Source organism: Accumulibacter sp. (assembly GCF_023806635.1).
GTDB lineage: Bacteria > Pseudomonadota > Gammaproteobacteria > Burkholderiales > Rhodocyclaceae > Accumulibacter.
Map to the genome: position 1 here is coordinate 45,283 of NZ_JAMTDQ010000041.1, position 19,363 is coordinate 64,645.

22 protein-coding genes are annotated in these 19,363 nt (G+C 66.3%); 10 read left to right on the forward strand and 12 right to left on the reverse strand.

Features of this window, described 5'->3' with window-relative positions; all coding sequences use genetic code 11:
• Positions 1-14 precede the first annotated feature (14 nt).
• The 4 genes from NFW30_RS07035 to NFW30_RS07050 all read left to right on the forward strand — a co-directional run bounded on the left by NFW30_RS07035 (position 15) and on the right by NFW30_RS07050 (position 3,066).
• A complete protein-coding gene (locus tag NFW30_RS07035; RefSeq protein WP_295353652.1) occupies positions 15-428 on the forward strand; it encodes a hemerythrin family protein in 414 nt (137 codons plus the stop codon).
• Positions 429-633: 205 nt separating this feature from the next.
• Positions 634-2,391 (forward strand): diguanylate cyclase, encoded by a 1,758-nt coding sequence (locus tag NFW30_RS07040; protein ID WP_295353649.1) that lies wholly within the window; start codon positions 634-636, stop codon positions 2,389-2,391.
• A gap of 128 nt (positions 2,392-2,519) precedes the next feature.
• Positions 2,520-2,720 (forward strand): hypothetical protein, encoded by a 201-nt coding sequence (locus NFW30_RS07045; protein ID WP_295353647.1) that lies wholly within the window; start codon positions 2,520-2,522, stop codon positions 2,718-2,720.
• A 13-nt stretch (positions 2,721-2,733) separates the two neighbouring features.
• A complete protein-coding gene (locus NFW30_RS07050) occupies positions 2,734-3,066 on the forward strand; it encodes a cell division protein ZapA (protein WP_295353645.1) in 333 nt (110 codons plus the stop codon).
• Between the two features lie 408 nt (positions 3,067-3,474).
• Here NFW30_RS07050 and NFW30_RS07055 read toward each other — a convergent pair whose 3' ends face one another.
• The 5 genes from NFW30_RS07055 to NFW30_RS07075 form a co-directional block, all read right to left on the reverse strand.
• Complete coding sequence (locus NFW30_RS07055; protein ID WP_295353763.1) at positions 3,475-4,407, reverse strand: alpha/beta hydrolase; 933 nt, start codon at positions 4,405-4,407, stop codon at positions 3,475-3,477.
• 140 nt (positions 4,408-4,547) lie between these two features.
• Complete coding sequence (locus NFW30_RS07060) at positions 4,548-5,159, reverse strand: cytochrome b/b6 domain-containing protein (protein WP_295353643.1); 612 nt, start codon at positions 5,157-5,159, stop codon at positions 4,548-4,550.
• An 81-nt stretch (positions 5,160-5,240) separates the two neighbouring features.
• Positions 5,241-5,570 (reverse strand): PepSY domain-containing protein, encoded by a 330-nt coding sequence (locus NFW30_RS07065; RefSeq protein WP_295353640.1) that lies wholly within the window; start codon positions 5,568-5,570, stop codon positions 5,241-5,243.
• A 223-nt stretch (positions 5,571-5,793) separates the two neighbouring features.
• Entirely contained in the window at positions 5,794-6,102 is a 309-nt protein-coding gene (locus tag NFW30_RS07070) for a chaperone modulator CbpM (protein WP_295353637.1), read from the reverse strand.
• A 3-nt stretch (positions 6,103-6,105) separates the two neighbouring features.
• Positions 6,106-7,068 carry a DnaJ C-terminal domain-containing protein gene (locus NFW30_RS07075; protein ID WP_295353634.1) on the reverse strand — a complete coding sequence of 321 codons (963 nt, stop codon included), beginning with the start codon at positions 7,066-7,068 and terminating at the stop codon, positions 6,106-6,108.
• A gap of 155 nt (positions 7,069-7,223) precedes the next feature.
• Here NFW30_RS07075 and NFW30_RS07080 point away from each other — a divergent pair, with 155 nt between their 5' ends.
• The 3 genes from NFW30_RS07080 to eno all read left to right on the forward strand — a co-directional run bounded on the left by NFW30_RS07080 (position 7,224) and on the right by eno (position 9,707).
• Positions 7,224-7,658, forward strand: coding sequence for an Hsp20/alpha crystallin family protein (locus NFW30_RS07080; RefSeq protein ID WP_295353632.1), 435 nt, complete (start codon positions 7,224-7,226; stop codon positions 7,656-7,658).
• 12 nt (positions 7,659-7,670) lie between these two features.
• Positions 7,671-8,045: an Hsp20/alpha crystallin family protein gene (locus NFW30_RS07085; protein WP_295353630.1), complete on the forward strand. Its 375-nt coding sequence runs from the start codon at positions 7,671-7,673 to the stop codon at positions 8,043-8,045.
• Between the two features lie 276 nt (positions 8,046-8,321).
• Complete coding sequence (gene eno / locus NFW30_RS07090; RefSeq protein ID WP_295353627.1) at positions 8,322-9,707, forward strand: phosphopyruvate hydratase; 1,386 nt, start codon at positions 8,322-8,324, stop codon at positions 9,705-9,707.
• 194 nt (positions 9,708-9,901) lie between these two features.
• On the opposite strand, the gene NFW30_RS07095 is transcribed toward eno, so the two are convergent.
• Positions 9,902-10,258, reverse strand: coding sequence for a cupin domain-containing protein (locus tag NFW30_RS07095; protein WP_295353761.1), 357 nt, complete (start codon positions 10,256-10,258; stop codon positions 9,902-9,904).
• Positions 10,259-10,534: 276 nt separating this feature from the next.
• On the opposite strand from NFW30_RS07095, the gene NFW30_RS07100 reads away from it, so the two are divergent.
• Positions 10,535-11,413, forward strand: coding sequence for a Mut7-C RNAse domain-containing protein (locus NFW30_RS07100; RefSeq protein ID WP_295353759.1), 879 nt, complete (start codon positions 10,535-10,537; stop codon positions 11,411-11,413).
• Here the strand turns inward: NFW30_RS07100 and epmB are convergent.
• Positions 11,329-12,363 (reverse strand): EF-P beta-lysylation protein EpmB, encoded by a 1,035-nt coding sequence (gene epmB / locus NFW30_RS07105; RefSeq protein ID WP_295353624.1) that lies wholly within the window; start codon positions 12,361-12,363, stop codon positions 11,329-11,331. The genes NFW30_RS07100 and epmB overlap by 85 nt on opposite strands.
• A 41-nt stretch (positions 12,364-12,404) precedes the next feature.
• Between epmB and efp the strand changes: the two genes are divergently transcribed.
• Together efp and epmA are read left to right on the forward strand one after the other, a co-directional pair.
• On the forward strand, positions 12,405-12,974 hold the full coding sequence (gene efp / locus NFW30_RS07110; RefSeq protein WP_295353622.1) for an elongation factor P: 570 nt from the start codon (positions 12,405-12,407) through the stop codon (positions 12,972-12,974).
• A 106-nt stretch (positions 12,975-13,080) separates the two neighbouring features.
• Positions 13,081-14,031 carry an EF-P lysine aminoacylase EpmA gene (epmA, locus tag NFW30_RS07115; RefSeq protein WP_295353619.1) on the forward strand — a complete coding sequence of 317 codons (951 nt, stop codon included), beginning with the start codon at positions 13,081-13,083 and terminating at the stop codon, positions 14,029-14,031.
• A 39-nt stretch (positions 14,032-14,070) separates the two neighbouring features.
• Here the strand turns inward: epmA and NFW30_RS07120 are convergent, their stop codons facing one another.
• From NFW30_RS07120 to NFW30_RS07140, 5 genes are all read right to left on the reverse strand, one after another.
• The gene (locus NFW30_RS07120; RefSeq protein ID WP_295353616.1) at positions 14,071-14,922 is read right to left on the reverse strand and encodes a DUF4239 domain-containing protein; all 852 of its coding nucleotides are present in this window, start codon (positions 14,920-14,922) and stop codon (positions 14,071-14,073) included.
• A gap of 91 nt (positions 14,923-15,013) precedes the next feature.
• On the reverse strand, positions 15,014-16,534 hold the full coding sequence (locus NFW30_RS07125) for a metallophosphoesterase (RefSeq protein ID WP_295353613.1): 1,521 nt from the start codon (positions 16,532-16,534) through the stop codon (positions 15,014-15,016).
• A complete protein-coding gene (locus tag NFW30_RS07130) occupies positions 16,531-17,142 on the reverse strand; it encodes a serine/threonine protein phosphatase (protein WP_295353610.1) in 612 nt (203 codons plus the stop codon). Before NFW30_RS07130 ends, NFW30_RS07125 begins: the two co-directional genes overlap by 4 nt.
• Positions 17,143-17,212: 70 nt before the next feature.
• The gene (locus NFW30_RS07135; protein WP_295353607.1) at positions 17,213-18,475 is read right to left on the reverse strand and encodes an inorganic phosphate transporter; all 1,263 of its coding nucleotides are present in this window, start codon (positions 18,473-18,475) and stop codon (positions 17,213-17,215) included.
• Between the two features lie 114 nt (positions 18,476-18,589).
• Positions 18,590-19,270, reverse strand: a complete 681-nt coding sequence (locus NFW30_RS07140) for a TIGR00153 family protein (RefSeq protein WP_295353605.1) — start codon at positions 19,268-19,270, stop codon at positions 18,590-18,592.
• Positions 19,271-19,363 lie beyond the last annotated feature (93 nt).

A 19,363-nucleotide genomic window follows, 5' to 3' on the forward strand; every position in this document is an offset into this window, starting at 1 on the left:
GAATGGAGCAGGCAATGAGTTTTGAGTTGGCCCAATGGTCGGCGAAGATCGAGGTGGGCTTGCCGACGATCGATTCGCAACATCGACAGTTGTTCGACCTGGCCGCAACCTTCACAGGTGACGGCGACCAGATCAGGATCCTGAAATCGCTGGTCATGCTGACCGACTACGTCAAGGTCCACTTCCGCGAAGAGGAGGAGATGATGGCCGCCTGCAATTATCCGGAGCTGGAGGCGCATCGGAGGCTGCACGGCGAGTTTCGCCGCATGCTCTTCGATCTGCTCGAGAACGCCAAGCAGATGACGCTCGACGAGATCGCCGATGAGGTCAAGTACCTGATCAACGGCTGGTTCTACAACCACATCCTGGTCGCCGACTTCCAGTACGCACCCAGCGTCAAGGCCGCCCTCCAGGACCAGGGCGGCTGACCCGGTCAACGCGGTGAGGGTGGGGCTACCGGCGGCCTCTTGATCCGTGCCTCACCGCGCGCGGCCGGCAGCGGGCCCGGCATGTCATCGCCGAGGTTTCGCCAATGTCGTCGGAGCCGAAGCGAAGGAGGGCAAGTGCCGCCACAGCATGCCTCGCCGGCCACCCATCGCCTGCTTCGCACCCTGCCGCTGAGGACATGCGTCGATGAAGCTGCTGCAATACCTGTCACTACGCCAGATGCTGACGCTGCCGTATGTGCTCCTGGTCCTGCTGCTGGCAGCGACGATCAGCGCCCTCTCCTACGCCGCCGGCCGGGTCGCTGTCGATACCCTTTCAAAGCAGTTGCTTTCGGAGATGGTGTTTCGCATCGCGCAGGCCGTCGAACACCACGTCTCCGGCTCGAGCGCCGTCCTCGATACCGCTTTTCCAGCCGACGTCGCTGCCCCTGACGACATCGCCGACGACCTCGCCAACCTGCGGACGCGTTTCTGGCTGGCCACCTCGGTGCATCGTCAGCCCAACAACTACGCCTACTACGGCGATCGCAACGGCCAGTTCTTCGGCCTCTGGCGACATTCCGCGAGCGACGCCGAACTGCGCCTGCGAACGAGCGGCGATGGCCCAAGAACGATCCATCGCTTCACCGGCATCAGCGGCGAGCTGCGCGACCCGGTGCGCGAGACGCGCATTTTCGAACCACGCGAGCGGCCCTGGTTCAAGTCGGGCCAGCAGGCGCTGCTGCACACATGGACCCCGGTTTACATCGATTTCAAGACCGGGGAACTCGTCGCGACCCGTGCCCGCCGGGTCAACAACGCGCACGGCGAGTTCCAGGGCGTGGTCGCCACCGACCTCTCGCTGCAGCATGTCAACGACCTCCTGCGCTCGCTCAAGCTGAGCGCGAACGGCATCGCCTACGTCGTCGAGACCGATGGCAACCTGATCGGCACCTCGCGGGGTCCGCACCTGCGGCAGGACGCGAGCGGCAGCAATGTGCGGCTCAACGCCCGCGACAGCGACGATCCACTGATCGTCGCCGCGCAGCGCGCGATCGAAAGGCTGGTGCGTGATGCCGGCGAGGGTGTGCAGCCGCGCACCGTGGTCTTCGAGACTGCCGCAGGACAGCAGGTCGAGGCAGCATACGCCCGCATCCGTGACGCCGCCGGTCTCGACTGGATCATCGTCACGGCCGTGCCACGTTCCGATTTCCTTGCCGAGGTGACGAGGAACTTCGAACGTACCGTCATCGTTGCCCTGTTCGCCTCACTGCTGACCATCGTCATCGGCCTCATGGTTCTCTCGGTCGTTGCCCACGACCTCAAGCAGTTGGCACTGGCGGCACGGCGGGTCGGCGACGGTGATCTCAATGCTGCCTTCGACGTCGCCCGCAGCGACGAGATCGGTGATCTGGCGAAGAGCTTCCGGCTCATGCAGACGAAACTGCTCAGCGACCGCCTGACCGGCCTGGCCAACCGCGAGGCCTTCATGCGCCGGGTGGCCGAACGGCTGGCGCGGCAACTGGAGCGGCCCGAACCACGCCCCTTCGCCATCCTGTTCGTCGACCTCAATGACTTCAAGCACATCAACGACCGCTTCGGTCACGACGTCGGCGACCGGGTGCTGCAGGAAATGGCGCAGCGGATGCGCGCCGGGCTGCGCAGTCGCGATCTCGTGGGACGCTATGCCGGCGACGAGTTCGTCGTCATGCTCGATGCCGTACACAGTCGCGACGACGCCGAAGGCGCCCGCGCCCACATCGAGGCAATGCTCGGCGCGCCGTTGCTGGCAGTCGGTCCGACGGCGGCCGCGCCCGGCACCGGGGCATCGGTCGGACTGGCGATGTATCCCGAGGATGGCAGCGACGTCGAATCGCTCGTCCAGCACGCGGACGCCGACATGTATCGCCGCAAGCAGTCCCGGCAGCAACGGCCTGCGATTCCCGCCATGCCTGCGCCACCTTGATCGCCTGGCTGCCCGCGAGCGACCATCCCGGCCCGGAAGGGCGCGGCGAGGCCCACCGACCAGTCCGCCGACCGCCGGCTGGATCTGCGCCTTGACCGGACGCGCCTGTTGAATCTATAGTCCGGCCCATGCTGAATGAACTCACCGCACTCGAGAGCAAGGTGACCGAGGTGATCGCCCTCTGCCGCAGCCTGCGCAGCGAGAACGAACGGCTGCGCGAGCAGCTCACCGTCGCGGAAAGCGACAGGAACAGTCTCGCCGAGCGAATGGCGGCCGCCACTGCCCGCCTTGAGCGGCTTGCCGGGCAACTGCCCGAAGGCAAGAGCTGAAAGGCCCGAAACGATGCCCAACGACACCAGTTTTCTCGACATCACCCTGCTCGGCAAGGAGTACCGGGTGGCTTGCCCGCCCGAACAGCGAGGCGCACTGCTCGACGCCGCCGGCTACGTCGACGGCAAGATGCGCGACATCGCCGAGAAGACGCGGAACAACATCGCCGAGAGAATCGCCGTCATGGCGGCCCTCAACATCGCCCACGAGCACCTCGGTCTTGATCAGGGAATCGTTGCGCAACATCAGAAAATTGAATCCGAAATAGGTCTGGACATGGAAGCGCTTAGGCGTAGAATTTCCGCCATGGAAGCCGAACTCGACGCGGTTCTGAAGTCGCAGTGAGTGCCGGTTCTGGCCTCCAGCAGGGTTCCCTGCGGTGTTCGTCAAGGTCATAGATTCCTTGAACCAATGCAAATTGGCATTGGTCGCAGACCATGGAAACCGCTGTTGTGTGCGCCCCAAAATGTCGGGCGTGCCTGATGCGGAAGGGAAGTGACCTAACTGAACCGAGGTTCAGGATGCCGGCCTGACGGCACTCGCGGGGACAACATTCGACAGCGCGGAACCATCGGTTCCGCGTTTTTTTTTTGCGCCGCGCCTGCCGGCAACGAAGTCTGTGCTGACATGATCGTCGGACCATCGCCGCGCCGCCACGACTGGGCCAGCTTCTTCGCCGCGCTGCAGTGGCGCCCGGAGAGGCGCCAGGTTCATCGATGGCAAGACGCGCCACGCGCCTGCGCGCGCGGTCGCTCAGCCCTGTCCGGCGAGCAGGAAGTCCTGGACGATCCGGACCTGCAACTCGTCGAGGAACATCGGCGCATGTCCGACCCCCGCGACCTCGACCAGTTGGGCGCGCGGCCCGCGCGTCGTCATCTCGGCTGCCGTGTCGTGCAGCAGGATGTCCGACTGCGCACCGCGCAGCACCAGGGTCGGGCAGCCGATGGCATCGTACATCGGCCACAGGTTGATGTCCTTGGCCTCGAGATAGGCCTTCTGGTAGGGCTGCGCAATCGCCCGGTCGTAGTTCATCTCGAGGCTGCCATCGGGCTTGCGTCGCGTTCCGACGACCGCCATGTAACGCCACTGCGCATCGGTGAGGTTGCCGAAAGGCGCGCAGACGACCCGCACGTAGGCCTCGGCGGCGGCAAGGTCGGGAAAATCGGGTGCCTTGCCGAGGTACTCGCCAATCCGTTGCAGCGCATCCATCGCGATCACCGGACCGACGTCGTTGAGCACCATGCGCCTGATCGGCGATCCCGGCAGGCTCGACAGGAACATACCAATGAGACCGCCCATCGACGTCCCCAGCCAGTGCACGGTATCGACCTCGAGGCGAGCGATCAGGGTCATGATGTCGTTGGCGTAAACCGGCAGCGCATAGTCATCGGCAAAGGGCAGCCGATCGCTGCGCCCGCGACCGACGATGTCGGGACAGACGACGCGGTAGTCACCGGCCAGCGCGTTCGCCAGGACATCGAAATCGCGCCCGTTGCGCGTCAGGCCGTGGACGCAGATGAGGACGCGCGGATTGGTGGCATCGCCCCATTCGCTGTAGCTCATGCGGTGCAGACCGTGCGGACCGAGGCACTGCACCGTCCCCTCGCGCATCTCGTTGACGACCCCGGCCCCCTGCCCGGGCCGTGGACTGACCAGCAGTTCGCCGAATTCCTTGAGTATTGCCATCATCGCACCCCGACGTCGTTGAGAAAGCCAGCTTCGCTGACGAGAGTATCCTCGCATCCGGTGAACGAAGTCAATCGCCGCTCGCGGGCAGCGCGCAGGCGGCTGCGTCCGCTTCCCCGCAGCCGCCTGAAGGCCCGCTCTCAGGCGCGCTTGCGACCGGTGATCATCGCTCGCACGAGGTTCTCGCGATGCAGCACGCTCTCCCAGACGACGCCGAGAAGATGCCCGGCGATCAGCAGCAGGGTCACGTCGGTGGCGACCTCGTGCGTCTCCTTGATGCCGTCGATGAGCGCCTCACTGCTGTCGACGAAGAAGGCAGCCAACGGTCCCAGTCCCTTGTCGGCCGCGTACAGCGCCAGACCGCTGAGAACGGTGGTCAGCAGGCCGAGCAGCATGGCGACGATCATCGCGCCACCAGCCGGATTGTGGCCAAGGTAGCGCCGGGCGCGCAGCGTCAGCACATCGCGCAGGTAGCCGAGGACGATGCGCGGACTGAAGACGAAGTCGCCGAAGCGCGCGTGACGGGGACCGACGAAGCCCCACAGCAGGCGCCACAGCAGGAGGCCGGCGATGGTGTAGCCGGCCCAGACATGCAGCGCCTGCATCAGTTCGCCGTCGAAGCGGTCGGCGAACGATTCGAAGCACTCGCCCTCGGAAAACCAGGCGAGACAGAAGGCGGTCAGCAGGGTCCAATGGAAGAGCCGCAACAGAGGATCCCAGACGGGAACACTGTCGGCATCGTTGACGGTCATGGGGATCCTCCGGCAGCGCTTCCCTGCCCCGCGATGGACAGGGAAGCCGGTGCCTGCCGCGATTGGCAGGCGGAGCGGGAATTACTTGCTCTCCTCCGAGACCAGCGCACCGGTCTTGATCTCGTAGTGCACTTCCCACTTCTTGCCGTCGGTGCCGTTGATCTTCACTTCCCAGGTCTGCTTGCCCTTCTTGCTGTCCTGGTAGGCCTTGGTGACTTCACCCGGATGCGCCTTGAGGGCCATCTCGACGGCCTGCTCCTTGGTGATTTCACGAGCCGGAGCGGCAGCCGCCGGCGTGGCTGGTGCGGCTGCAGCAGCGGCGGGCTTGCTGTCGTAGGCGAGCGTGCTGCCGCTGAAGGCGGCAGCAAGGATCAGGAGGGCGGCGGAGCAGTATGCGGCAGGCTTGTTCATTCTTTGGGTCTCACGGTCAGGTTGAAGAGGGGGAAAATCGCGACTCGCCGTGCTGCCCGCATCGCGGGCCGCCACCGCAAGCACGGGTGCGACTTTACGGCGACTTCCTTAAACCGGGCTTAGGACTTGCCGCAACCGCGCGTCGCCGGGCCTCGCTCCTGCCCCCCGGCGTCGTTCCCCAACCACCGGCGTGCTCGCCGCCTCCTGCCGCAGCCGATGCTGCTCAGCGCGGCACCCCGCAAGCGGCGCGGGCACGCAGATCGTCGAGTTCCTCGAGCAGGTCGGCCATCAACGCCGCGAGCTCGGGCACCGCGTCGAAGTCCCGCTCGAGCTGCCGCATGCGTCTTGCGCGGCGCAGGCTGGTACTCGAGAAGCACCAGACGCCGGCAACGCTCTCGGCGTGCGGAAACAGTCCGTCCTCGATATGGCGCAGCAGCCACTGCGGGTCGACGGTGCAGGCGGCGGCCACCTGCTCGAGCGTCAGCCAGCTGTTCTCCATCAGGCTGCCGACGAGGATCTCGTCTTCACGCATGGCTCACCCCCTCTCTTCCGGGCGCGGGTCGAAAGCCAGTTCACGCGCCATCCGTTCATAGAATTGCCTCGCCTGCGGCGTCGTCGCCGGCGGCACCACGACCTCGATGTCGAGCAGCAGGTCGCCCGCCGCCCCGCCCTGTGCCGCCGGAATTCCCTTGCCCCGCACGCGCAGCTGGCGGCCGCTCTGCGCCCCCTCCGGAATCCGCAGCCTGACGCTGCCGCCCGGCAGATCGACGCTGATGACCGCGCCCAGCGCGGCTTCCCACGGCGCCACCGGCAACCGCAGGTGAAGGTCGCGGCCATGCGCGCGCAGCCGCGGATGCGGCCGGAACTGCACCTCGAGCAGCAGGTCGCCGGCGGTGGCACCGCCGAGCCCCGGCGCACCCTGACCCGCCAGGCGGATCACCTGCCCGGCGTGCACCCCCTGCGGAATCTTCACGTTCAGCGTTCGCTCGACCAGCGTCAGCCGCCCCTGTGCGTCGCTGCGCGGCGCGCGCAGGCTGACCTGGCGGGTGGCACCGGTGAACGCGTCTTCGATGTCGAGCAGCACCTTGGCGTGATGATCCTCGCCCCGCGCCGCGAAACGGCCGCGCTGCGCACCGCCGAAACCCTGCCGCGAAGCCATGCCGCCGAACAGCTCGGCGAAGAAATCGGAGAAGTCCGCCGCCTCGCCGGGCGAAAAGCCGCGGCCGGAGAACTCGAAACCGGCATCCCAGTCGGGTGGCGGCCGGAATTCCTGCCCCGGCTGGTAACCGCGGCCCAGCTGGTCGTAGGCGGCGCGCTTCTCGGGATCGGCGAGCACCGCGTTGGCCTCGTTGAGTTCCTTCATGCGTGCCTCGGCATCCGCCTCCTTCGAGACGTCCGGGTGATACTTGCGCGCCAGCTTGCGGAAGGCCTTCTTGACGTCCTCCGCCGTCGCGTCACGCGGCACGCCCAGAATCCGGTAGTAGTCCTTGAATTCCATGCACCATCCTCGAGTCGAACAGCGGCACGGGCCGCAACCCCATAGATAGTCGCCTTTGTCGTGGAAATCAAGATATTGAACTTTCCCCTGCCGCCCCCAACTTGGTCCACAAGCGCCACTCCCGGCGCTCCCGACCAACCGATGGAGGATTCATCATGATCTATCGCTCGCTTTTTCCCCGTGACGTCCTGTCCGAACTGGACCGTCTGCAACGTGAACTGCAGCAGACCTTCCATTTCTCGCCAAGCATCCGTGGCATCGCCCGTGGCGGCTTCCCGGCGATGAACGTCGGCGGCACGCCGCAATCCGTCGAGATCTACGCCTTCGCCCCGGGAATCGACCCGGCGACACTCGAGGTGCAGATCGAGAAGGGCGTGCTCACCGTCGCCGGCGAACGCAAACTGCCGACGGCCGCAGAAGCCGCGACCGTACACATCGACGAGCGCTTCGCCGGCCGCTTCCGGCGCGTCGTGACGCTGCCCGACGACATCGACGCCAATGCCGTCGACGCCCGCTATCGCGATGGCGTCCTGCGCATCAGCATCGCCCGCAAGCAGTCGGCCCAGCCTCGCCGCATCACCATTCAGTAAGGAGGAACGAACATGTCAGACACCACTCCCGTCAAGAAGCAGTCGGTCGCGGATGATGCCGCATTGCTGCCACCGGTGGACGTCATCGAGGACGCCTCTGGAATCACCCTCTATGCCGACCTGCCGGGCGTTCCGAAGGACAAGCTGCACCTGCAGGTCGAGGCCGACACGCTGACCATCGAGGGCGAGATCGACCTCGAAATGCCCGGCGGCATGGAGGCCAGCCATGCCGAGGTCAGCCTGCCGCGGTACCGGCGCGTCTTCACGCTGTCGAAGGAACTCGACGCCGGCAAGGTGGCGGCCGAATTCAACCAGGGCGTGCTCAAGTTGTCGATCCCGAAAGCCGAGCACGCGCAACCGCGCAAGGTCGAGGTCCGCATCGCGTAGGCAGCCGACCCGCGGGCGGCGCCCCAGGCAGTTGGACGCTGCCCGCGTGGAGCGTCGGCGTCGCAGCACGCGACCGGCTGCGACGCCGAGTGAACGCACCGGACTGGTGGCGCCGGCCGGCGCGCTGTGCAGCCACCGCCCCACTGCGGCCCGGCTCTGATAACAAAAGAAATTATCCCCACCAGAAGCATTGTACGGCTTCAGTTTAATTCGGTATGATCGCTTTCAGGGCCTTTCCGCGCACTTTCCACCAAACCACTCCTATGGAGCTCGATCATGGCAAAAGCCGATAAAGTCAAGAAAGCGAAAGAAGTCGAACAGGCAGTCGAAGCGGAACCCGTCATCACCCCGGAATTCACCAAGATCAGCAAGGTCGTCGGCAGGCAGATTCTCGATTCGCGTGGCAACCCGACCGTCGAGGTCGACATCATCCTCGACGATGGCTTTCTCGCCCGCGCCGCCGTTCCCTCAGGTGCCTCCACCGGTGAGTTCGAGGCCTGCGAGCTGCGTGACGGCGACAAGAAGGTCTACCTCGGCAAGGGCGTGCTGCAGGCCGTCGCCGCCGTCAATACGCGCATCGCCAAACTGCTCAAGGGCAAGAACCCGCTCGACCAGCGCGAACTCGACGAAGCGATGATCGCCCTCGACGGCACGCCGAACAAGGCGAATCTCGGTGCCAATGCGATCCTCGGCGCATCGATGGCGATCACCATGGCCGGCGCCCACGTCAGCAAGCTGCCGCTGTGGAAGTACATCGGCAAGCTGCACAAGAACCGCAGCTTCGTCCTGCCGACGCCGATGGCCAACATCATCAATGGCGGCAAGCATGCCGACAACCTGATCGACTTCCAGGAGTTCATGATCATGCCGGTCGGCGCCGAGAGCTTCTCGCAGGGCCTGCAGTGGATCACCGAAGTCTTCCACGCGCTGAAGACGATCCTCAAGAAGGGCGGCCACGTCACCGCTGTCGGTGACGAAGGTGGCTTCGCGCCCAACCTGTCGAACGACGAGGCACTGGAAGTCGTCATGCAGGCGATCACCGCCGCCGGCTACAAGCCTGGCAAGCAGATCGCGATCGCCCTCGACTGCGCGTCGTCCGAACTGTTCGACGAGGGTGGCCGCCAGGGCTACAAGTTCTGGAAGTCGAACCCGGACAAGCTGTTCACCGACGACGACATGATCGCCAAGTACACCGAGTGGTGCAAGAAGTACCCGATCGTCTCGATCGAGGACGGCCTCGACCAGAGCGACTGGGAAGGCTACGTCAAGTTCACCAAGGCCCTCGGCGACAAGGTACAGATCGTTGGCGACGACTTCTTCGTCACCAACCCGACGCGGCTGAAGCAGGGCATCGACATGAAGGCGGCGAACGCCATCCTGATCAAGGTCAACCAGATCGGCACCGTCACCGAAACCCTCGACGCCATCCGCATGGCCCAGAAGGCAGGCTACGGCGTCATCTCGTCGCATCGTTCGGGTGAGACCGAGGACTCGTTCATCGCCGACCTCGCAGTCGGCACCGGCGCCGGCCAGATCAAGACCGGTTCGCTGTCGCGCACCGACCGCGTCTGCAAGTACAACCAGTTGCTGCGCATCGAGGAGCAACTCGGCAGCAAGGCCGCCTACAAGGGGCTGAAGTCGATCAAGGGCGCCGGGTTCTAGGCGGCTCCCGGACGACAGAAGACAAAGGCACCGCCACGGCGGTGCCTTTTTTCCTTGGGCTCACGAGGCCTCAGGCAAGCAATCCGCCGCTTCCCTCCACCCGCCACGCGACCGACGCCGCTCGACCCGCGTCGGCCGAGCGACGATCCTTCGCCACGCCACCCGACCCGCCACGACCGCCCGCATCCCCTGCATCAGAGCAACTCGGTATCGTCATGCGCGTACGCAGGCGAGCAGCAGCACAGCAGCACCAGCGGACCGCTAATCGATGCGCTGACGCGATGCGGGGTGCGCGGCGCGATGCAAATGGTGTCGCCGGGGCCGATCGCGAACGACTCGGCGCCAAGAACCATCTCCCCCTCGCCGGCGGTGACGTGGTAAATCTCCTCGCTCAGCAGATGCCGGTGCAACAGGGTGGTCGCGCCGGCGGCAACGGTGGCTTCGGCCAGGCTCTGCCGGCGGTTGCCGTGAATGGCCGGATGCATCAGCTCGCGGATCAGCGAGCGATCGGCGGTGCGGTAAGGATCGACGCTCGCGTACGGCTGACGCAGCGGCCGGGCGAGAAAGGCATTCTCGACCTCCTCGACCGCCAGGCGGCCCACATCGGGCAGATTGTGCAGCTGGCCGCAGCGAAGGGAGGCAACGACTTCATCGACGGTCGTCAGGCCGTAACGCAGCAGGAGCCTGCGGACGCGCGGGCTGATCTGTTCGAAAGGCTCACTGGCAGCTCTTTTTTTCATGTCTGGATCCCGGTTGCGGAGAGGTTGCAGGATGCGGCCAAGATACCTCAAATCCGCGCCGCCGACACCGCGTGACCGGCCTCGATGATGCGATGCGACGTGACGCGGCGGTACCGCTATACTGTTTGCCTCGTGGTGAACCTGCGCTTCTACGCCGAACTGAATGATTTCCTCGCCGCCGATCGCCGGCAGCGGGATTGCGCGCTGGCGTGCGCCGCCGACGTGCCGGTCCGGCAGCTGATCGAATCCTGCGGCGTGCCGCATACCGAGGTGGCGCTGATCCTGGTGAATGGCGACCCGGTCGGCTTCGACCGGCGGCTGTGCGCCGACGACCGGGTCGCCGTGTATCCGGCCTTCCTTGCTCTCGGTCTGCGCCCGCCGCTGCCCGCCGCCCGTTTCGTTGCCGACGCGCATCTCGGCGCACTCGCGCGGCTGATGCGCCTGGCGGGCTTCGACACGGTCTACGGCAACCGGCTGGCCGACGCCGAGATCGAGCGCCTCGCCGAGGCCGAGGGCCGGGTGGTGCTGACGCGCGACCGCGACCTGCTGAAGCGGCGCGCGATCGCCCATGGCTGCCATGTCCATGCGCAGCAGCCCGACCTGCAGTTGCGCGAGACCGTCGCCCGTCTCGACCTTGCCCGCAGCGCGCAGCCCTTTTCCCGTTGCCTGGTCTGCAATGCTGGGCTGCTGCCGGTCGCCAGCGAACTGGTTCGTCACACGCTGCCCGAGCGCGTCCGTGACCGAATGGATGTCTTTCACCGCTGCCCCGGCTGCCAGCGAGTCTACTGGCAGGGCAGCCACTGGCGCCGCATGCGCGAGCGGCTGCAGCGCGCACTGGCTGGAGTTGGCGCGGCTACCGCGGCGGCGGCGCCGGCAGCGGCTCAGCCGGCGACTGCGAGTGCGAGCTGCAGCGGCACCTTCGACGACGCCTGTGGCACTTCGCGAACGACTCGCGGCACGAGGTAGCCGGGCAGGCGCGCGAGCAGGCCGGCGTACAGCTCGTGGCAACGTTCAGCGGGCACGGCAAAATGCCCGGCGCCGGCCACACGGTCGAGCAGGTGCAGGTAATAGGGCAGCACGCCGATGGCGAACAGGCGCTCGGAGAGCGCGCACAGCGCGTCGAGCCGGTCATTGACCCCGGCCAGCAGCACCGACTGGTTGAGCAGCGTTACGCCTGCGCGGCGCAGCGGCGCGAGCGCGGCGGCGACCTGTTCGTCGAGTTCCTGCGCGTGGTTGGCATGGATGACAAGGCTCGCCGGCAGTGGGCAGTCGCCGAGCAGCCGCACCAGTCGCGACGTCACGCGCGCCGGGATCAGCACCGGCAGCCGGCTGTGCAGGCGCAGCCGGCGAAGCTGCGGGATGGCGGCGAGGCGCCCGATCAGCCACTGCAGTTGCCGGTCGGGTAGCGACAGCGGATCGCCGCCGGAGAGGATCACCTCGCTGATCGAGTGATCGCCGGCGATGCACGCGAAGACCTGCTCCCACTCGGCGCGCGCCGGCCGCACCGCGGCGTAGGGAAAGTGGCGGCGAAAGCAGTAGCGACAGTGGATCGGGCAATGGCCGCTGACGATCAGCAGCACGCGCCCGTGGAACTTGTGCAGCAGCGCCGGTTGGCGAACCGCCTGCGCCTCGGCCAGTGGATCGCAGGAGAAACCCGGCAGCGGCAGGCGCTCGGCGCGCAATGGCAGCACCTGGCGCAGCAGCGGATCGTCGGCGCGGCCCGGCTGCATGCGGGCGACGAAGGCGCGCGGGACGCGCAGGGCGAAAGCCTGCGCGTCGTCGATGTCGACATCGCGCCGCGCCAGGCCGAGAACGGCGAGCAGTTCGTCGACATCACCGATGACGGTCCGCATCGCCCGTTGCCAGGGTTCTCCGACGTCCGTCCCCTGCCCATCGGCCGGGCTTCGCGCTATCATGGCGCCCTTCATCGATGTTGACCGTCTCATCAGGAAATCCAATGGCGACCTATTCTACCAACGAATTCAAATCCGGCCTGAAGGTGATGCTCGAGGGCGATCCCTGCACCATCCTCGAAAACGAGTTCGTCAAGCCGGGCAAGGGGCAGGCCTTCAACCGCGTCAAGCTGCGCAACCTGAAGACCAACCGCGTCTGGGAAAAGACCTTCAAGTCCGGCGACTCGATCGAGGGTGCCGACGTCATCGACCGCGACATGCAGTACCTCTACAACGACGGCGAGTTCTTCCATTTCATGGAACCGGAGAACTTCGAACAGCACCAGGCGAGCAGCGCCACCGTCGGCGATGCGGCGCTCTGGCTGAGGGAGCAGGACACCTGCACGGTGACCCTGTACAACGGCGCGCCGCTCGCCGTCAGCCCGCCGAACTTCGTCGAGCTCGAGATCGTCCAGACCGAACCCGGAATCCGCGGCGACACCGCCACCGGCGGCACCAAGCCGGCCCGCCTGTCGACCGGCGCCACGGTCAAGGTACCGCTGTTCGTCAACGAGGGCGAGATCATCCGGTGCGACACGCGCTCGGGCGAGTACGTCTCGCGCGTCAAGTCCTGATCGCCGCCGGCCGCAAGGCGACTGCGGGCGGCCGCGCGCAGCGGCAACGGCGCCGCGGCCGCCGGCTCGCCGCCGCTGCCTGCGGGCAGCCCGCGGCGGCCGCCTGATGCCAGCCCGGACCGCCTGGCAGGCGAGCGCGCCGCTCGCCAACCTGCGGCGGCGGGGGGAGATTGTCGCCCGCATCCGTGCGTACTTCGCGGCGCAGGGGCTGCTCGAGGTCGACACGCCGCAGCTCTGCCCGGCGACGGTCACCGATCCGCATCTCGAAAGCATCGAGGTCGCCGGCTACGGGTATCTGCAGACCTCGCCCGAATACGCGATGAAGCGCCTGCTGGCCAGTGGCAGCGGCTCGATCTGGCAGATCGCGCACGTCTTTCGCGGCAACGAGATCGGCCGCCGGCACAACCCCGAGTTCAGCATGCTCGAATGGTATCGCGTCGGCTTCACGCCGGAGCAGTTGATGGCCGAGGTCGCCAGCGTCGCCCGCCTGGCGCTCGGCGAGGTGCGCTGCGCCAGCCACCGCTACCGCGACCTCTTCCACCGCCACCTCGGTCTCGACCCGCTCCGCTGCAGCACCGCGGCGCTGCGCCAGGCGGCCCGCGAGCACGGCGAGCTTGCCTTCGACGATGCCGACCGCGACACCTGGCTCGAGCTGTTGATGAGCCAGGCGATCGAACCGCATCTCGGGCGCGACGAACTCTGCTTCGTCATCGATTATCCGCCGTCGCAGGCGGCGCTCGCCCGCCTGCGCAACGATATCGACGGCCAGCCGGTGGCATCGCGTTTCGAGCTGTATTTTCGCGGCATCGAACTCGCCAACGGCTACCACGAGCTGCTCGACGCCGGCGAACAGCGCGCCCGCTTCGCCGCCGACCTGCAGCGGCGCAGCGAACTGGGGCTGCCGGCGGTGCCGATCGACGAGGACTTCCTCGCCGCCATCGGCAGTGGCCTGCCCGAGTGCAGCGGCGTCGCCCTTGGCCTCGACCGCCTGCTCATGCTCGCGCTCGGCGCCGACTCGCTGCAGGAAGTGATGGCTTTCCCTTTCGGCCGCAACTGAACATCGTCGGACGCCGCCAGCCGCCGCCGCCAGCGATGCTCACTTCGCCGGCTCCGCAGCCCCCGCAGCAGCGGCTTCGGCGCTCTCCTCGGCCTCGATCTCGGCGACCAGCAGCATCTTCTCCAGCACCTGGCGATAGGGCGCCGGCGAAACGTTGATCCCGCCCTGGAACGGGTGGTCGCTGACGGCGATGAAGTAGAGCACGAGGGCGATCGGCGCCGCCACCAGCAGGGTCACCGTCGCATGCATGACGAAGCTGTCGACGCGCAGCAGGAAACACGACGAGATGGCGATCGCCCCGAGCAGGATGACGACGATCCACAGTTCCGCCGGCAGCGCCGTGTCGCGCACCGCCTGCAGTCGCTGCCAGTGCGCCTGCAGGAGCTGATTGTACGAGCGCAGCACCTGTACCTGGACGATCTTCTGCCCCTCCGTCTCCGGCTCGAAGGAGACGATCGCCTGCTGCGCCTTCTCGATGATGCGCAAGGTATCGCGCGGCAGCTCGCCTTTCTGGTGCATCGGCCACTCGACGTTGATGACGTAGCGGGTATAGGCGATCAGCGCCCGCCGCCCCTGTTGCCGGACCGCCGGCGGATGACCGCCGAGATCGTGGTAGAGGACGGCGATCGCTGCCGCCTCGCGGCTGACGTCGCTGCCGGCATCGACCAGGTTGCCCCAGACCGCCACGGCCGTCAGGCCGGCCGCCACCGCGTAGACGCCGATCAGCGCCGACAGCAGGCCGGCGATGGTGCCGTTGTCGAAGTGCTCGTGCAGCCGCGAGGAGCGCACGCGCGGCGCCACCAGCGCGACGCCGGTGATCGACAGCAGCGTGACGACGCCGACGACGAAGGCGGCCAGCTCGAGCGATCCGAGTTCATGAAACCAGTTCATCGGCGCAATACCTCAAGAAACGTATCCTGTGCTGCTTTCCGGTGGCTGTGGCAGCCACCACGGGCACGCAGGCAGGCGGGACCGAGGCGCGTCACTCGCTCACTCGCACCCTGGCATCGCGGCCTGCTCGCGACGATCTGCGCACGACCTGGCTGGCATCTTCGTCTTCCAGCCCGTTGATGATCGAACTCACCGCGTCGACCGGGTAGACCAGCGGCAAGAGCACGCCCTCCACCCGGGTGAACACCGCGACATGCTCGGGATGGGCGCTGAACAGAACGTGATGGTTGGTGATGCCGTCGACGTTGAGCCAGAGGGTGCCCTCGCGATCCATTGGCGTGTGGCCGACGATGAACGGCGTGTGCTTGTCGAGCTGCAGCGAGCGACGCAGGCGCTTGACGTCGCTGCGGCCATAGCCCTGCGGCCGGTTCGGACGCCGCAGGCGGTTGTTGATCAACTCGAGAATCAGCGCCGGGTGACGGTGCACGTTGACCAGCATCGGCAGGCTGACCGCAGCCTTGGGCGCTGCCGCGTGACAGGCGACGAAGTCGTCGGAAGAAACGACGTAGGGCAGCTGGCGATAGAACTCCTCCATGGCGCGCAGGTAGACGGTCCCGCGCTGGTCACCGAGTTCCTTGGCCCACAGCAGCCCCTGCGGGATGCCGTCCTTGGCGATGTCCTCGGAGAACGAGTCGTGGTTGCCGCGCAGGTAGAAGACCTGTCGCGGAAAGTGCAGCTTGAGGCGGAAGATCAGGTCCATCAGCAGCATCGAGCTCTGCATCTCGCGCAACTGTCCGTCCACTTCGCTATGCACCGCGTCGCCCAGGATGATCAGCGCGGCACTGCCTTCCTCGATCGCGTCGAGGAAGGCATTCTGGCTCAGCACGGTGAGGAGGTTGTCGACCTGCCCGTGCATGTCGGCGACGAGGATCGGCGTCACCGATCGGGGCAGCAGCACGAGGCCGCCTGGCGTTCCGAGATCGTTCCTCGGACGGTAGGGGTCCTGCCGCATCAGCCCGTTCACCTCCTGGATCAGCGCCAGGGCATCGGCCGCCGGCATCAGGCCGATCGGCCCGCCAAGGATCTGGCGCAGGCGCCGGAAACGGCTGCCGCGCGCGGCGGTCACATCGGCCACCGCCGGACCGATCGCTGTGCCGGCGTCGCTCAGGTTGCGGAAGACGAGGGCATCGCGGCTGTGGATGACGACCAGATGCTCGTCGTCGACAGCCTCCGGATAGTCGAAGACGGCGTGTTGCAGCGCATCGGCCGAGCCCAGCGATACCCAGGACTTGGGTGTCAGCCGGAGAAAGCCGCCGATCCTGCCGGGATGCGCGCTCGGATCGACGATGACGAAGTTGCCGTTTCGCACCGCCCTGCCGCGCTCGTCGAGGCGGACCTCCGGGTAGAGATGCAGGCGCTTGTCGTTCATTCCGAGGTTGATCTCGATCGGCCCACTGTCGAGCGGCAGGCGTACCTTGCTGCTGCCAAGCCGATAGGTATCGCCGATCCTGAGATTATGACCCCAGCCGAAACCCAGCCAGGCAGCGATCGCCTTCAAGCGCAGCCAGAGACCGTGCAGCGTCAGCGGTCGACGTGTGGCAATCGTGTTCACGGCGCAGTCGCCGGATCGACCAGGCGCAGGGGCGGGTTCTCGATCCCCTCGCGGATGTAGACCTGGAACCCCTGGGCATGCATGAACGCCGCGAGCCGCCAGAATATCTCGCGTTGCGCCTCACAGATGGCGAGACTGAGCTGCGCGTCCACCGGATGCGTGCTGTGCCGCGCGCGGATCTGGCGCCTCTCGAAGACCAGACCGGCGGGCGGCAGGAGGAACTCGAAGACGTAACGCCGATACCAGTCGACCGTGAAGAGGAAACGCTTGCGCGGCGGCAGCATGATGCGGCCGGAGTCCACCACCGGCAAGGGGTCACGATCGAGCAATTGCGGGTCGAAAACCGAAACCGCCTCGCCGATGCCGACGAATGGCAGGCCGATGTGGATCTCGCGCGGGCGCACCGCCAGGATGTCCGAACGCCACCAGTGTTTCCGACCGAGGTCAACATAGCCCTCCTCGGACCAGCCGCCAAGGCGCGTGATCAGCGTGCTCTTGCCGGCTCCCGGCGGTCCGGTGACGAGGATCTGACTAAAGCGGATCGCCGCGGGAAAACTGATCCCCTTGAAGATCTGCAGCGACTCGATCGGCTCGGTACGCCCGGGCACGATCGCCGGGCCCCGATCACTGGCCGGCCCGGCGTCCGCCGCAGACTCTTTCGCGTGCCGTTCGCCGACCTCAGCCAAAGATGGTCCTCAGGATGTGAAAGGCGATCGCAGCCAGGATGGCAGCTACGGGAACGGTGATGAACCAGGACAGGACGATGCCGCCGATCACCCGCAGGTCGATTGCGCCAATGCCACGGGCGATGCCGACGCCCATCACGGCGCCCACCGCGATGTGTGTCGTCGATACAGGCAGCCCCATTCCGGACGCCGCGACCGTCACGAACGAAGCGGCAATCGTCGCCGAGTAACCGCGCGTCGGCGTCAGCTCGGTGATCCCGCGACCGATCGTCGCCATGATCTTGTAGCCATGGGTCGCCAGGCCGAAGACGATGCCGACCCCGCCGATGAAGAGCATGAACGGCGTCACCGCCGACTTCGACGATACTGCCTGGGTTTCGATGATCTGCACGACCGCTGCCAGGGGACCGATGCCGTTGGCGACATCGTTCGAGCCGTGGGCGAAGGCCATCGCCGCGCCGGTGAACACCATCAGCGGGACGAACAGTCTCTCGACGCTGGCGAAGTGGAACTCGCGATCCTCCCTCTCTTCCAGCCTGATCCGGTTCATCATCAGCCGCGCCACGATCGCCAGAACGATGCCGATCAGGGCCGAAAGAAGCTGGCCTTCGAAGTCGCTCAAAAAGATGTTCACATGCTTGAGTCCCGTGCTGATCGTCACCAGTGACACGATCCAGCCGACGAGGAAAGCATACATCGGCGCCCACCTGCGCGCCTGCGCGATGGGATTCTCGTTGTTGAAGATCAGTTTGCGAATGCTCAAGGTCAAGGACCAGGCAACGACCGCGCCCAGCAGCGGTGAAATGAACCAGCTGGCGACGATCTCGGTCATCTTGTCCCACTTGACGGCACCGAAGCCCAGTGCGGCCACGCCGACGCCGCACACCGCGCCGATGATCGAGTGCGTCGCCGACACCGGCCAGCCCAGCATCGTCGCGATCATCAGCCAGATTCCGGCGGCGAGCAGCGCGCCGATCATCCCGAATACCAAGAGCTGCGGTGCCGGTTCGAAGAGAGTGTCAGCGAGGATTCCCTTGGCGATCGTCGCCGTCACCGCGCCACCGGCGAGGTAGGCACCGGCCAGCTCCATGACCGCGGCCAGGATCAGCGCCTGCCTGACGCTGATTGCTCCCGAACCGACCGCAGTTCCCATGGTGTTGGCGACATCGTTGGCGCCAATGCTCCAACACAGGAACAGGCCAAAGGAAAATGCCAGGACATAGAAGATCGTTGAATGCTGCCCGATGATGTCCATCGTATGAGACCTTTACCGATAGATCCGCAGGACGGCAACACGCGGCAATGCCTGCGGCCGGACGACGGGACCCGACCCTCTCTGCATCGTCGTATCGGCGAACGGCTGCACCGGTCAGCGGGCAATCAGCAGCCGCAGGCGGTCGCCGACCTTCTCCGCGCCGTCGGCCAGGTTCCCCAGCCACTGGATCAATTGATACCAGAACATCACCGAAACCGGCTTGATGTCGTCCTCCCGAGCGAACAGAGCCTGCGACAGCGAGATCGCCATCAAGTCGGTGTCGGTTTCCATGTGGCCGAGTTCGACGATCATCGCCTCGACCTTTTCGACCTCACGGCCTCGGAAACCCGTCTCGAGCAACTCGTCAAGCTGCTCGACGATGCTGTGCGCCTGCTCACAGGTGGCGACGCAGCGCGCGACGAAGCGCGTCAGGGGTTCGGCCATTCCCTCTGGCACCTCCATCCGCCGCTCGACGAGCAGGCCGGCGATGTCCTGCGCGACATCGGCGATCGAGTCCTGTATCGCCAGCAGTTCGAGCAGGTCGCGCCGGTCCACCGCCAGCAGCAGGCTCCTGGGCAGATGCACGCGCAGCTCGTTCTTGATCGCATCCGCCTCGTTCTCCTTGGTGAAGATCCGCACCTTCTGTGCATTGACCTCCCTCTGGTCGTGTCCGATCAGCGCTTCGAAAAGCGGCGGCACTTCGCGCACACAGCCGATGACACAGCGCATGTGCTGTTGCAGCGGCTTGAACGGCGACTTGCCGAACAGTGCGGCCATTGGGTTGGTGGACAACATGTGCTTTCCTCTCTCCTCGGCAAGGAGCCGAACAACGGACCACCGGGCGCGCGGCGAGAGCGCCTTCCGCGGGCCCTCGGCGGCGTGCAGCCC